12 protein-coding genes are annotated in these 13,162 nt (G+C 61.9%); 4 read left to right on the top strand and 8 right to left on the bottom strand.

The annotated features are described in order from the left end of the window. Positions 1-62: 62 nt before the first annotated feature. Complete coding sequence (locus tag SM765_RS02065; RefSeq protein WP_065273390.1) at positions 63-815, bottom strand: cytochrome c biogenesis CcdA family protein; 753 nt, start codon at positions 813-815, stop codon at positions 63-65. Positions 816-908: 93 nt separating this feature from the next. Between SM765_RS02065 and SM765_RS02060 the strand changes: the two genes are divergently transcribed. Further along, on the top strand, positions 909-1,142 hold the full coding sequence (locus SM765_RS02060) for a sulfurtransferase TusA family protein (protein WP_274832114.1): 234 nt from the start codon (positions 909-911) through the stop codon (positions 1,140-1,142). 48 nt (positions 1,143-1,190) lie between these two features. Here SM765_RS02060 and SM765_RS02055 read toward each other — a convergent pair whose 3' ends face one another. The 5 genes from SM765_RS02055 to purQ all read right to left on the bottom strand — a co-directional run bounded on the left by SM765_RS02055 (position 1,191) and on the right by purQ (position 9,176). Next, the gene (locus tag SM765_RS02055; RefSeq protein WP_274833890.1) at positions 1,191-1,598 is read right to left on the bottom strand and encodes a nuclear transport factor 2 family protein; all 408 of its coding nucleotides are present in this window, start codon (positions 1,596-1,598) and stop codon (positions 1,191-1,193) included. Between the two features lie 58 nt (positions 1,599-1,656). Continuing rightward, the gene (locus tag SM765_RS02050) at positions 1,657-4,713 is read right to left on the bottom strand and encodes an Rne/Rng family ribonuclease (protein WP_274836907.1); all 3,057 of its coding nucleotides are present in this window, start codon (positions 4,711-4,713) and stop codon (positions 1,657-1,659) included. Between the two features lie 608 nt (positions 4,714-5,321). Continuing rightward, the gene (locus tag SM765_RS02045; RefSeq protein ID WP_274836906.1) at positions 5,322-6,659 is read right to left on the bottom strand and encodes a sigma-54-dependent transcriptional regulator; all 1,338 of its coding nucleotides are present in this window, start codon (positions 6,657-6,659) and stop codon (positions 5,322-5,324) included. A 27-nt stretch (positions 6,660-6,686) separates the two neighbouring features. Then, entirely contained in the window at positions 6,687-8,471 is a 1,785-nt protein-coding gene (locus SM765_RS02040; protein ID WP_065273385.1) for an ATP-binding protein, read from the bottom strand. 36 nt (positions 8,472-8,507) lie between these two features. Continuing rightward, positions 8,508-9,176, bottom strand: coding sequence for a phosphoribosylformylglycinamidine synthase subunit PurQ (gene purQ / locus SM765_RS02035; RefSeq protein ID WP_274827968.1), 669 nt, complete (start codon positions 9,174-9,176; stop codon positions 8,508-8,510). Between the two features lie 32 nt (positions 9,177-9,208). Between purQ and SM765_RS02030 the strand changes: the two genes are divergently transcribed. Beyond that, on the top strand, positions 9,209-9,400 hold the full coding sequence (locus SM765_RS02030) for a hypothetical protein (RefSeq protein ID WP_274827967.1): 192 nt from the start codon (positions 9,209-9,211) through the stop codon (positions 9,398-9,400). Here SM765_RS02030 and purS read toward each other — a convergent pair. Continuing rightward, positions 9,379-9,609, bottom strand: a complete 231-nt coding sequence (gene purS / locus SM765_RS02025; protein WP_065273382.1) for a phosphoribosylformylglycinamidine synthase subunit PurS — start codon at positions 9,607-9,609, stop codon at positions 9,379-9,381. The two genes, SM765_RS02030 and purS, sit on opposite strands and share 22 nt — an antisense overlap. Before the next feature lie 115 nt (positions 9,610-9,724). Continuing rightward, the gene (purC, locus tag SM765_RS02020) at positions 9,725-10,486 is read right to left on the bottom strand and encodes a phosphoribosylaminoimidazolesuccinocarboxamide synthase (protein ID WP_065273381.1); all 762 of its coding nucleotides are present in this window, start codon (positions 10,484-10,486) and stop codon (positions 9,725-9,727) included. A 210-nt stretch (positions 10,487-10,696) separates the two neighbouring features. Here purC and SM765_RS02015 point away from each other — a divergent pair, with 210 nt between their 5' ends. Both SM765_RS02015 and SM765_RS02010 read left to right on the top strand, forming a co-directional pair. Beyond that, positions 10,697-11,014: a DUF1476 domain-containing protein gene (locus SM765_RS02015; protein ID WP_274833887.1), complete on the top strand. Its 318-nt coding sequence runs from the start codon at positions 10,697-10,699 to the stop codon at positions 11,012-11,014. 130 nt (positions 11,015-11,144) lie between these two features. Continuing rightward, complete coding sequence (locus SM765_RS02010) at positions 11,145-13,124, top strand: phosphatidylglycerol lysyltransferase domain-containing protein (RefSeq protein ID WP_274838988.1); 1,980 nt, start codon at positions 11,145-11,147, stop codon at positions 13,122-13,124. Positions 13,125-13,162 lie beyond the last annotated feature (38 nt).

The raw sequence follows: 13,162 nt of genomic DNA, 5'->3' as shown, positions 1-13,162 counted from the left end.
CATTCGATTTCACTCGAGATTAGCGGCGGATCTGGGCAAGAGTAAGACCCCGGCGGCGGCTCTTAGCCAAGTGTTGCAAGCGCGGGGAATGTTTCCAGCAGCCACCAGGAGAAGGTGGAGAACAGACCGGTCACCAGCATGATCCCAACCACGAGCAGAAGGCCGCCCATGACCTTTTCGATCAGCCCCATGTGGCGCTTCATCCGGTTCATCAGCGCCATTGAGCGGTTAAGGAAGATCGCCGCCAGTAGGAAGGGAACGCCCAGTCCCAGCGCATAGACACCGAGCAACAGCGTTCCGCGGCTGACCGAGGCCTCAGAGGCCGCCAGCGACAGGATCGCGCCCAGCTGCGGGCCGATGCAGGGCGTCCAGCCAAAGGCAAAGGCCAGACCGAGCACGTAGGCCCCGATGGCGGACCCACCGGATTGCCCCGCTTCCATCCGTGCTTCGCGGTCGAGGATCGGAATGCGGAAGACCGACAGGAAGTGCAGGCCAAAGACGATCACGACAACGCCGGAGACCTTGGCGAACAGCTCCTGATTTTGCAGGACGAAGGCGCCAAAGGCCGAGGCGGTGAACCCCAGCAGCAGGAACACCGTCGACAGCCCCAGCACAAAGAACAGTGCCGAGACGATCACCTTGCGCCGGGCGGTTGCCGTGCCTTGCATCTCTCCGATGGTGACGCCGCTCATATAGGCCAGATAGGGCGGCACGATCGGCAACACACAGGGCGACAGAAAGCTGATAAGACCAGCCGTCAGCGCCACGAACATGGCAGGAATCAGTCCTGCGTCGATGATTTCAATTCCAAACATAGCTCTCACTTAATCCAGTGCAGACCAAAGGTCACTGGTACCTGCGGTCACATCCTTGTGGACAGGCTGTGAGAGGCACCCTATCTGCAGGATATGACTGACGAAAACACCACTCTTGATGCCATCGGGCTGCTTTGCCCCCTGCCCGTTCTGAAGGCCCGCAAACGGCTGAAGGCGCTGGCCCCGGGCGATACGCTGACCATGCTTGCCGATGATCCTGCGGCCATTATCGATGTACCACATTTCTGCGCCGAGGCTGGGCATGAGTTCCTTGGCCAAAGCGACGGGGCCGGTCACCAGATCTACCGCATCCGAAAAGGCGGCTGAGATCCCTATTTACATGGGGCGAAAGCCAGGTTCCCGCACCTGAACAGGTCAGTTTGTCTCTCTTTCGGGGTCAAGCGCCGGAGTGTCCTGGCTGAAGGTATTGACCCAGCCTGCATCAGTGCGCTGCCAGATGGAGCTCACGTACATCACCTCTTCCACCTCCTTACCGCAGCGGCTGTAGAGTGCGCGGTAAGACAGCAGTCCGTGATCCGGCCCCAGCGCCCTGACCTTTGCCTCCGAGACCTCGTAGCGGTCAATCGACGCACCAGCGCTGATCTGCGCCACGTGATCCTCCCGGCCCGCAAAGCCGTCCGGGTAAACCCCCAGAAAATCCGCACTTAGCAAGGCGGCGTCTGCTGCACTGTCGCCGGTCTGCAGCGCCTGCCAGACCCGCGCCTCACACTCCAACAACGCGTTCAGTAGCTCTGTGCCGCTGTGCGGCCGCGTCTTTGCCATGGCGATCCCCTCAGTAATGAAAAAGGGGCGGACCCTGTGGCCCGCCCCGATATCAGTCTCAGCTTCCCAGTGACCACCAGCCGCGGCGCTTGGGCTTGGGCGGGGCTTCCGGTTCAGGCGCGGGCGCAGGTTCAGCCGCTGCCACAGCCACCTCGGGCTCCTTGGTTTCCGGTCCTGCTGTCTCAGGGGCCGTAGCTTCCGGCTCAGCGGGTTTCTCGGCCTCTTCAGGCGCAGCGGTCTCCGCCTCGGCAGGTGCAGTTTCGGCGGCTGCCTCTTCTGCCGCCGGTTCCACCTCAGGCGCGGCCTCCGGCTCAGCAGCAGCAGTTGCCTCGGCGGGTTCTACCGCCTCGGGCTCTTCCGCAGGCGCAGCCTCAGCGGCATCGGGTGCAGCTTCCGCTTCGGCAGCTGCTTCCGCAGGTGCTTCGGCAGCAACAGCTTCTTCTGGCTGCGACGCGGGGCTTTCGGCTTGGTCGGGCTCTGCGGGTTTCTCTTCTGTCACCGCATCTGCGGTCTCGGCCTCTGCAGCCTCTGCCGGTTTATCGGAAGATTTTTTGCGGCTGCGGCTCTGGCTGGTGCGGGTGCGACGGGTGCGTTTGGCAGGCTTCTTCTCTTCCTGCTCAGCACCCTCTTCCGCGCCCTCCGCCTTGGCCTCGGCTGCGTCAGCGGGCTGATCAGACTTGGCGTCCTGCGCCGAACCGTCTTCCGTAGACTTGTCACCCTCCGCAACTCCAGCAGACTGGTCTTTATCACCTTCGGACTGATCGCCGTTGTTCTCGCCATTGTCCTGATCCGAGGATCCGGACTTGCGCCGCCGCCGACGACGACGCTTGCGCTTGGGTTTGTTCTCACCATCGCCTTCGGCCTCAGGCTGGGTCTTGTTGCCCTCGTCGACAGAGGTTGTCTCCTCTGCTTCCGCAGCCTCACTTTCGTCGGCATCGATCTGATCCATGATCGAAGTATCAACCGAGACCACGGGCGACGCGGCCACTGGAACAGTGCGCGATGCGGTTTTGAACTTCTCCAACTCGAAATCCGGGCTAACCAGATGCGGGTGGCCCTCGATGCGCACGGAGAGACCATAGCGCGCTTCGATCTGCGCAATATGTTCGCGTTTCTGGTTCATCAGATAATTGGCGATGGCCACCGGGCATTTCACCAGAACCTCGCGCGAACGACGGCGGGTGCCTTCTTCCTCGATCTGACGCAGGATCGACAGGGCCAGCGAGTCATCCGAGCGGATAAGGCCGGTGCCATGGCAATGCGGGCACGGCGCCGTGGTCGCCTCGATCATGCCGGGGCGCAAACGCTGACGCGACATCTCCATCAGGCCAAAGCCGGAAATGCGGCCCACTTGAATGCGGGCACGGTCGGTCTTCAGCTTGTCCTTCATCCGCTTTTCGACGGCGGCGTTGTTCTTGCGCTCGTCCATGTCGATGAAGTCGATGACGATAAGGCCCGCAAGGTCACGCAGACGCAGCTGTCGCGCCACCTCTTCGGCGGCCTCCAGGTTGGTCTTGAGCGCGGTTTCCTCGATCGAGGCTTCCTTGGTCGCCCGGCCGGAGTTCACGTCGATGGCTACCAGGGCCTCGGTCACGCCGATCACGATATAGCCGCCTGATTTCAGCTGCACCGTCGGGTTGAACATGCCCGCCAGGTAGCTTTCCACCTGGTAGCGCGCAAAGAGCGGCAGCGTCTCGTTGTAGTTCTTCACGTTCTTGGCGTGGGACGGCATGATCATCTTCATGAAGTCCTTGGCGATGCGGTAGCCGCGCTCGCCCTCTACCAGAACCTCGTCGATCTCGCGGTTGTATAGATCGCGGATCGAGCGTTTGATCAGGTCGCCCTCTTCATAGATCTTGGCCGGCGCGATGGATTTCAGCGTCAGCTCGCGGATCTGTTCCCAGAGGCGCTGCAGGTATTCATAGTCGCGCTTGATCTCGGCCTTGGTCCGTTTGGCCCCTGCGGTACGCACGATGAGGCCCGCGCCCTGCGGCACGTCGAGTTCGGTTGCGATATCCTTCAGTTTCTTGCGGTCGGCGGCATTGGTGATCTTACGGCTGATGCCACCGCCACGGGCGGTGTTGGGCATCAGTACGCAGTAACGGCCTGCCAGCGACAGGTAGGTGGTCAGCGCCGCGCCCTTATTACCGCGCTCTTCCTTGACGACCTGCACCAGAAGAACCTGACGGACCTTGATGACTTCCTGAATCTTGTAGCGACGCGGACGCGGCTTGCGCGGCGGACGGATGTCCTCGCTGTCATCCTCGTCTGCGACGGATTCGATGGTCTCATCTTTCGAGGTCGCGTCAGACTTCGCGGTGTCTTCTTTGTCGTCCTCGTCCTTATCGTCAGCTACGTCTTGTTCGGCAGACTCAGCCTTGTCGGCGACATCACCGTTATCCGCACCGGCATCCTCGGCTGTCTCAGCATCGGCGGTCGCGTCATCGCCAGCCGCTTCTTCGGTGCTGGTAGCCTCTGCACCGTTCTGATCGTCGCCATCCGGCTCTTCAACCGGGGTTTCCGCAACGGTCTCCATCGGCGAGGTGCCCTCGGGGACCTCGGCAAGCTTGTCATCTGCAGCGCCATCTTCGGCGTCCAGATCGATGGTTTCCATACCCGCGATTTCAGCCTTTTTCGGGCTGTCTTTTTCCGGGGCCTGGGTTGACGCATCATCAGCATTGTCCTGCGGCGTGACCTCTTTGGTCTCCACCGCATCACCGGCGTTCGCCTTGGCAGCCTTGGTGCGCGAAGACTTGCGGCTGCGCGAGCGCGAGCCACGGGACGGTTTGCTCTCTTCTTCCTCGTCGCGGGCGCGCATCGCCTCGGCGTAGGCGCGCTCTTCTTCCATCAGCGCCTCACGATCGGCGACGGGGATCTGGTAATAGTCCGGATGGATTTCCGAAAACGCAAGGAACCCGTGGCGGTTTCCACCGTAATCGACAAAGGCCGCCTGAAGCGAAGGTTCGACCCGTGTTACTTTTGCGAGATAGATATTGCCGGCAAGCTGGCGTTTGTTTTCGGATTCAAAGTCGAACTCCTCGACCTTGTTTCCATCAACCACCACGACGCGGGTCTCTTCCGCGTGGGTGGCATCGATAAGCATCTTCTTGGCCATGTTTCCTTGGTGCACCTGCCCAGTGCAAACAAAGCCCCTCCTCTTCCGGGGGGCTGCGCGTGTTTTGGGTGGTGTCTTGTCAGGGCGATTTCAGACTGCGCGCCGCAGGTCAGGGTCCCGAAACATGCGTCCGGCCCTTTGTCCTGTATGCTCTTCGCTCTCGCGCGCGTCATCGCGGTTCTTCTCCGACAGGTGGGATATCCCGAACCCTGCCATGTTATTCCTTCCCGGTCGTGCCGGAAGAGGTGCTAGGCTGCCCCTTCACAAGGGGCAAATCGGTCTGCCTCAGCTTTCTCGGTTCTTTCCGGACAAAAGCATGAGACAGCGAATCTCATAAGGCTGGATGCGAAAGAGGCATCCTTTTCCTGTATTTTCAGCATAAGGCCTGAAACCGGGAAATGACAATGGCCATTCGGCACGGGCATTGCTGAAAGTGTAAACTATTCTTCCTTAGACGGTATTGGTTAACAAATCCCCGAAAAACTGCGGTGTTTTTCCGCAAAAAAGCGACCTGAATGGAAAACGGCGCCGGTGCATCCCGGCGCCGCATCAATGTCGATCAAAGCCAAAATCTGCCTCAGCCAGGTTGCAGTCCAAGCCTGCAGCTGTCAGCTCAGGTATTCTGAGCGCTGCAATCCGTATTTGGCCATCTTCTCATTCAGAGTCCGGCGCGGCAGGCACAGCTCCTCCATCACCGAGGCGATGGAGCCCTTGTGGCGGCGCATGGTGTTGTCGATCAACATGCGTTCAAAGGCTTCGACGTATTCCTTCAGGGGCTTACCTTCAGTGGTCATCACCGGCTGCATTTCCTCATGATCGGACATCAGCAGCGATGCGATGGTCCCCGATCCACGTCGGGATTGCAGAACCGCCCGTTCGGCTACGTTGATCAGCTGGCGCACGTTGCCCGGCCAGGGGGCCTGCAACAGCTGTGCGGCCTCCTGCGCGGTGACCTGCGGTGCCTCGCAGCCGTATTCTTCAGAGAATTGCTCGCTGAAGCGGGTGAACAGAGTCAGGATATCCTCGCCGCGCTGGCGCAGGGGCGGCACAGTGATCCGCAATGCCGCAAGGCGGTAGAACAGATCCGGGCGCAGCGCGTCCTCGCAGGTCTTGCCCGCCTCCTGTAGGTTCGAGATGGCGATGATACGGGTTTCGCCCGGCATGCCCTGTTCGTTGATCACGCTCAGGAGTTTGGCCTGCAGAGCCTCGCTCAGCGCCTCCACGTCCTCCAGCACCAATGTGCCGCCGCGGGCCTCTTCAATGGCGGGCAACAGGCTGTCTTCGGGCTGCATCGGACCAAACAGACGCTTTGATAGGGCCTCTTCCTCCAGTGCGGCGCAGGAGACCAGAACGAATTTCTTGCCCGCCCGGCTGCCGACGGCGTGCAGCGCATGGGCCACCAGCGTCTTGCCGGTGCCGGTCTCACCATCGATCAGCACGTGTCCATCGGCTTGACCTAGATCCAGAATATCCTCGCGCAGGCGCTCCATGACCGGGCTCATCCCGATCAGTTTCTTCATGATCTGGCTGCCATCGGACAGCTCGCGGCGCAGTGCCCGGTTGTCGAGCGTCAGGCGCCGGGAATTGGTGGCCCGTTTGGCAAGCTCGGACATCCGGTCCGGGTTGAAGGGTTTTTCAAGGAAATCGAACGCCCCGACGCGCATCGCCTCGACCGCCATCGGCACATCGCCGTGGCCGGTGATCATGATGACGGGCAAGGCGCTATCGCTGCCCATCAGTTTCTTCAGGAACTGCATTCCGTCCATGCCAGGCATCTTGATGTCGGAGATCACGATCCCCGGGTAATCCGAGCCCAGAACCTTCAGCGCATCCTCGGCACTGGCAAAGGTTTCAGTGTCATAGCCCGACAGGGCCAGCCACTGGCTGATCGACTGGCGCATATCCTGTTCATCATCAACGATCGCGATCTTCATAGCCTGTGCCATGCGCGGCCTCTCCATCTTTAACGCCGCTTATTCAGCGGCTTCGATACCGTCCACAAGGATCGGCAACTGTATTTCAAACACGGCGCCGCCGTTTTGCCCGTTGCGGGCAATCAGCCGCCCCCCGAGGTCGTTCACGATCCCCGAGGAGATGGCAAGCCCCAGTCCGACCCCATCGCCGGGCTGTTTGGTGGTGTAGAAGGGTTCGAACAGATTGTCGAAATCCTTGATCCCGTTGCCATTGTCGCGCACCGACAGGGTTGCTGTCTCGCCTGCCGCCAGCAGGATCTCCACCTCGGGGTCCTCTACAGATTTGGTGGCATCCAGTGCATTGCGCAAGAGGTTGACCATCACCTGCTCCAGCCGCAATCGGTCGCCCATAACGTAAACCGGCTGATCGGGCAGCATTCGGGTGATCTTGACCTGACGCTGACGCAGCTGCGGTTCCATCATCGACAGGGACGACGCCAGCGCATCGCCCATGTTTACAGGCGCAAAGGCATCGCCTGCCTTGCGGGCGTAAGATTTCAGCTGCCGGGTAATGGCCCCCATGCGCTCGATCAGATCATCGATACGCCCAAAGGAGGCAAGTGCCTCTTCGGGGCGGTTGCGGTTGAGCAGCAGCCGCGCCCCGGCCAGATAGGTTTTCATCGCCGCCAGCGGCTGATTGAGCTCGTGACTAACCGCCGCTGACATCTCCCCCAGCGCCGCGAGTTTCGAGCTTTGCGCCAGGCTTTGTTCAGCCACGGCAAGGGTTTCCTGCACCCGTTCCCGTTCGGCGATTTCCCGCTGTAGCCGTGCGTTCAATACGCGAAGCTCCGCCGACTCGCGCTGGAACAGCGCCATGCGCAGCGCCGTCTTGCGGCTGAGCGCATAGAAGGCCAGTGCCAGCAGAATCGCGAATCCCATGATTTCAAGCGCCAGAACCGCGTTCACCCGCTCGCGGATCGAGGCATAGGTGGTGAAGGAGGTCAGCCGCCAGCCCTGAAACGGCACCCGCGTTTCCAGCCGCATCACCGCCTCGCCTTGCAGATAGGCATCGGCTGGCAGGACAGTCCAATCCGCGGTTGCCCGGATCGCGCGCTGAATGGCGCCCTCCGGCGTTTGCAGGCGCAGTGCGTCGCGCTCTTCCTTGCCGCGCCAGCGCGCTTCGGTCGCCAGAACGATACGGCCGGTGCTGTCGCTGACCATCACCGCGTCTGAAATCCCCGCCCAAGCCCGTTCGAATTTCTGCAGATCGACCTCGATCACGATCACGCCGAGCGTCCCGGTGGTGTCAACAATGCGCCGCGAATAGGTAAAACGATAGCCGCCCACCTCGCGTTCAATGACGGAGAACACGGTAGATTTGGCCCGCACCGCATCGACGAAATAGGGCGCGTTGCGGTGGGTTTCGCCCAGACGGTTGCGATTGGTCGCCGCCACGGTACGCCCGTCGCTGGCCAGCAACATGATTGAGGCAGCGCCGATTTCCTCAACAAAAGAAATCAGTCGGTGGGTAGATAGCGAAAAATCCTGACTTTGCAGCGCTGATATCAGCGCCTGGTCACGCGCCAGTAGCTGCGGCACGATGGCATGGCGGCGCAGCTCACTGACCAGGTTTCCGGAGTAAAGCGCAAGGCGCAGTTCGGCCCGGTTGCGGGTACTTTCGGTGAACCGGTGCGTCAGCATTCGGTTGGTCACCCAGACCGTCGTTGCCGCCACCGCCATGAACAGGACCAAGGCCAGCCGCGCCCGCCAGGAGATCGTGCGCGATCTTGCGGCGGACCCGGATTTGGCCACGGGGAGTTCTGTGCGATCAGGCGGGGTGCTCATAGGCTTAACCTATTGCGGCTGCCCGCCTGTCTCAAGTCACGCTGTTGCGACGATCCCGGTCAATGCGCGGAAGACTGCCGTCCCGTCGGTGCCGCCATGACCTTCGTCCGCCGCGCGTTCGGGGTGCGGCATCATGCCCAGAACCCGACGGTTCTCGGACAGGATCCCGGCAATATCAGCAACCGATCCGTTGGGATTGTCGACGTAGGTGAAGGCCACCCGGTCCTGATCCTTCAGCGCCGCGACAGTGTCGGCGTCTGCATAGTAGTTGCCATCGTGGTGGGCGATCGGGATGCCGATGACGTCCCCTGCCGAATAGCCTTCAGTAAAGACACTGTTGCTGGTCTCGACCTTCAGGTCCACCGTGCGGCAGATGTATTTCAGCCCCGCGTTGCGCAGAAGGGCGCCGGGCAGGATGCCGGTCTCGGTCAGGATCTGGAACCCGTTGCAGACACCAAGTGCGTAACCGCCCCGGTTGGCGTGCTCCACAACTGCCTGGCAGATCGGCGATTGCGCCGCGATGGCGCCGCAGCGCAGGTAATCGCCGTAGGAAAACCCGCCGGGCACGCCGACAATGTCGATGCCTTCGGGCAGCTTGCTGTCCTTGTGCCAGACCATGGAGACATCAAATCCGGCCTGTTCAAAGGCCACGGCAAGATCCCTGTCGCAGTTGGATCCGGGGAAAACGACAACGGCAGCACGCATCAGGGGTTCCTTCCTAGCTTGCGAAATCGGTAATGACCGCCCCAACCCGAAGGCGCCGGGCGGTCAAACGCGGCCAGATCGCGCTGGCCTTTAAAAGAGAGATGGCGCGGCTCAGCACTTTGCCCGGCGCGGGCGACGGGTCCGGCAAGGTTACCAGCTCCAGCGGCTGGCGAAAGCCGATAAGCCGCGCCGCCCGCATCGGTCAGGCCAGCTCGATCTCGTAGGATTCGATCACGGTATTGGCGAGCAGCTTCTCGCACATGTCCCGCACATCCGCCTCGGTGGCGTCGTCGCTCAGCTCCAGATCGATGACCTTGCCCTGACGGACGCCTTCGACCTTGTCAAAGCCCATGGCGCCAAGCGCGTGGCGGACCGCCTCGCCCTGGGGATCCAGAACTCCGTTCTTCAGCATCACATGCACCCGTGCCTTCATCGCGTCTTTCCTCAGCTTTCGGTCACAAAGCCCGCCACGGGCTTGTTGTTGTCAGATCTATGCCCTGCCTGCCATCTTCACGGGACCACAGCCCCGGATAGGCAGGACGGGTCGGTCAGTTGACCAGAGTCGGCTTTCCCGCTGCAGGCGGGTTGTTCGGCATCACGCCCAGACGGCGTGCCACTTCGGTATAGGCGTCGGTCAGGCTGCCCAGATCGCGGCGGAACACGTCCTTGTCCAGCTTCTGGCCGGTTTCGATGTCCCACAGGCGGCAGCTGTCCGGGCTGATCTCATCAGCGACAACCAGACGCTGGAAATCACCGTCGTAGACCCGGCCGATCTCAATCTTGAAGTCGACCAGGCGAATGCCCACAGCCAGCATCACGCCGGACAGGAAATCGTTGACCCGCAACGCCAGGCTCAGGATATCGTCCATGTCCTGCTGGCTGGCCCAGCCGAAGGCAGCGATATGTTCCTCTGTAACCAGCGGGTCACCCAGCGCGTCGTCCTTGTAGCAATACTCGACGATGGGGCGTGGCAATTGCGTGCCCTCGTCGATACCCAGACGTTTGGACATGCTGCCGGCCGCGTAGTTGCGCACGATCACCTCAAGCGGGATGATCTCGCAGCTGCGCACCAGCTGTTCGCGCATATTGAGCCGCTTCAGAAAATGCGTCGGCACGCCGATCTGGCCTAGCCCCTGCATGAAGAATTCGCTCAAGAGGTTGTTCAGAACCCCCTTACCCTCGATCACGTCCCGCTTTTCGGCGTTGAACGCGGTTGCGTCGTCCTTGAAGTACTGAACGATGGTTCCGGGCTCGGGACCTTCATACAATGTCTTGGCTTTGCCTTCGTAGATCTTCTTGCGACGTGCCATGAGGAACCTTTCGGGGGTCAGGGGCGGGAATCCGTCCCGGTTTCTTGCCGCTCTCTTAGTGCAAGCGACATTGCGCCGCAAGCGCGGCGCGCGGTCACAGGCTTGCTGTGAAGGGATATTTGGTTCCGCAGGCCGCTCTTGGCGCTATTGCAGTGCGCCCGGGGCAGGCGCATAGTCATTTCATGCCATAGTGCGGAACAGGAGGAAATGATGAGTACTTTTGACAGTCGCGAGCAGGCTTTCGAGGCCAAATTTGCCCATGATGAGGAAATGCAGTTCAAAGCGCAGGCCCGTTGCAACAAGCTGCTCGGTCTCTGGGCGGCCGAAATGCTGGGAAAGTCCGGCGATGCAGCCGAGGCCTATGCCAAAACGGTCGTTACCGCCGATTTTCAGGAACCGGGGCACGAGGACGTTATTCGCAAGCTGGCGGAGGATCTGACTGGCCGGGTGAGCGCCGATGACATCCGCGAGAAGATGACCGACACGCTGGCCCTTGCCAAGGAACAAATTCTGTCCGAAATCAGCTGAGGCATGCATCTCCCGCCCAGCTTGGTCGGGAGGGGCATTAACTGAAATCATCGATATTAACTGAAGAAGAACGCCTTCTTTGGTATTCTCCTGCGCGGACCGCTGGTGCGGCGATTACGCAGGGATGCTGATGACAATCCACACTCTCCCTCTTTCCGGTGCAGGCTGCGGCCGCCTCTGGACTAGCCTGAAGGACGGTTTTGGCGCCGGTTTCCGGTGGGCCGCGCCTGTGGCCATGACGGTCCTGTGTCTCTGGGCCATCGAGGCCAAACTTGGCCTTCCCTCCCTTGCCGAACTTGGTCACACACTAGCCGCCTTGCCCGCATGGGGCTGGCTGGGGTCCTCTATCGCCACTGCAATTAGTTTCTGGGCTTTGGGGCGCTACGACTCCGTGGCACACCGCCATCTGCAAACCGGCCTTGATGGCGCCGCGGCCCGCCGCGCCGGAATGGCCGCCATCGCGTTCTCACAGACAGCTGGCTTTGGGCTCATCACCGGCACCTATGCCCGCTGGCGCCTGCTGCCGGGTCTTACCGCGCTGCAGGCCGCCAAGATCACTGCCCTTGTCGGGTTCACCTTCATGGCCACGCTGGCCGCTATCGCCGGGGTTGCCCTCGTGCTCTTCCCGCCAATACAGGGGTTTGGCTGGATTGGCGGGCTGTTACTGGCCGGTTTCATTTGTGCGGTTGGGATGAGTTTCTGGTTTCCGTCCCTCAGGATCGGCAAGCTCAGACTGCGCTGGCCCTCGCTGATTGCCCTGGCGGCGCTGATGGGCTGGACCCTGATCGATGTGGTGGCGGCGGCAACTGCCCTTTGGATGCTGCTGCCGGATACGGTCCAGATTGCCTGGTCGATGTTGGTGCCTGTCTATCTGATCGCCCTTGGCGCTGCGATCCTCTCCTCCGCCCCCGGTGGAGCCGGTCCACTGGAGCTGACGGTCTGCGCCCTGCTGCCAACTGCGGATACGGGCGCCCTCCTCGGCGCCCTCGTCGCCTTTCGCCTTGTATACTATGTGCTGCCTGCCGCGCTGGCTTGCGGCGTGCTGTTCCTGCCGGGTATGGGCCGCGCGAAATCCAGCGCCCCGACCGATGCTGACCTGTTGGGCGCCCGTCGCACCCCTGCCGCAGATCTGCCCGCAAGCCGCGCCTGCGCCGAAACGGCAATCATCCGGCAGAACGGAGGCCACGTGCAGGCCCTGGGTTTCAACCAGCTTGCGGTGCTTGACAGCCCGCAATGCACGGTAGCCTTCTTTGATCCCCTGTCGGGCCACACGCCCGAGGTCTTTGCCCCGCTTGCCGCTTATGCCCGGCAGCGGAATGGCTCTGCCTGTTTCTACAAATGCGGCGCCCGCACCGGGACGCTGGCCCGCAATGCCGGATGGAAGATCCTACGCATCGCGCAAGAGGCCGTGGTCCGGCCCACCACCTTCAGCGACAGCGGCTCCTCCCACCGGCAGCTGCGCCGCAAGCTCCGCCATGCGGAAAAGGCGGGCCTCAAGGTCATGCAGGCCCCCGCCACGCTGCCGATCGACCAGATGGACGCCATCGACGCCGCCTGGCAGTCCACGCATGGACACGCCCACGGCACCACCATGGGCCGGTTCGAACCGGGATATCTGGCCGAGCAGCGCGTGTTCCTTGCCTGGAAGGACGGACGGCTTGAGGGATTTGTCAGCCTGCACGCCACGCCCGGAGAGTGGTGCCTGGACCTGATCCGCATCGTGCCTGACGCGCCGGATGGCACAGGCCACGCGCTGGTGCGCACCGCGATTGCCGCCGCCGCGCTGGAAAACGTGCCGCGCCTGTCGCTGGCGGCAGTGCCCGACCACCGCTGGGCCAAGCATACCGATCCGGGACTGCGCCGGTTCAAATCCTGTTTCACGCCGCGCTGGGAACCACGCTATCTGGCGTCGCCCAGCTGGCCGCAGATGGCTGTCTCCCTGATTGAGCTTCTGCGTCTTGTGCACCGCCCGGATCCCGTGCAGCCAGTCCTGCAGACCAGTAGCGATGACGCAGGCCAGACTTCGGACACAGAGAATGATCTCCTCGACCGCTATCCGGCTCATAATGAACTTGAGCAAAATGAAATTGCCCTGCGCGCCGCGCCGTGACAGGAGGGGCCACTCCGCACTGGCCCGCCAGTGCGCCC

This window comes from Pseudophaeobacter sp. 1A09344 (assembly GCF_041008745.1).
Taxonomy (GTDB): domain Bacteria; phylum Pseudomonadota; class Alphaproteobacteria; order Rhodobacterales; family Rhodobacteraceae; genus Phycobacter; species Phycobacter gallaeciensis_A.
The sequence above is the reverse complement of the archived record's forward strand: the minus strand, read 5'-3'. Positions and strand labels throughout refer to the sequence as shown.

Bases quoted from the DNA above. Each gene is read 5' to 3' on its own strand.
- SM765_RS02065 (WP_065273390.1), bottom strand. From the start codon at position 815: ATGTTTGGAATTGAAATCATCGACGCAGGACTGATTCCTGCCATGTTC.
- SM765_RS02060 (WP_274832114.1), top strand. From the start codon at position 909: ATGACTGACGAAAACACCACTCTTGATGCCATCGGGCTGCTTTGCCCC.
- SM765_RS02055 (WP_274833890.1), bottom strand. From the start codon at position 1,598: ATGGCAAAGACGCGGCCGCACAGCGGCACAGAGCTACTGAACGCGTTG.
- SM765_RS02050 (WP_274836907.1), bottom strand. From the start codon at position 4,713: ATGGCCAAGAAGATGCTTATCGATGCCACCCACGCGGAAGAGACCCGC.
- SM765_RS02045 (WP_274836906.1), bottom strand. From the start codon at position 6,659: ATGGCACAGGCTATGAAGATCGCGATCGTTGATGATGAACAGGATATG.
- SM765_RS02040 (WP_065273385.1), bottom strand. From the start codon at position 8,471: ATGAGCACCCCGCCTGATCGCACAGAACTCCCCGTGGCCAAATCCGGG.
- purQ (WP_274827968.1), bottom strand. From the start codon at position 9,176: ATGCGTGCTGCCGTTGTCGTTTTCCCCGGATCCAACTGCGACAGGGAT.
- SM765_RS02030 (WP_274827967.1), top strand. From the start codon at position 9,209: ATGACCGCCCCAACCCGAAGGCGCCGGGCGGTCAAACGCGGCCAGATC.
- purS (WP_065273382.1), bottom strand. From the start codon at position 9,609: ATGAAGGCACGGGTGCATGTGATGCTGAAGAACGGAGTTCTGGATCCC.
- purC (WP_065273381.1), bottom strand. From the start codon at position 10,486: ATGGCACGTCGCAAGAAGATCTACGAAGGCAAAGCCAAGACATTGTAT.
- SM765_RS02015 (WP_274833887.1), top strand. From the start codon at position 10,697: ATGAGTACTTTTGACAGTCGCGAGCAGGCTTTCGAGGCCAAATTTGCC.
- SM765_RS02010 (WP_274838988.1), top strand. From the start codon at position 11,145: ATGACAATCCACACTCTCCCTCTTTCCGGTGCAGGCTGCGGCCGCCTC.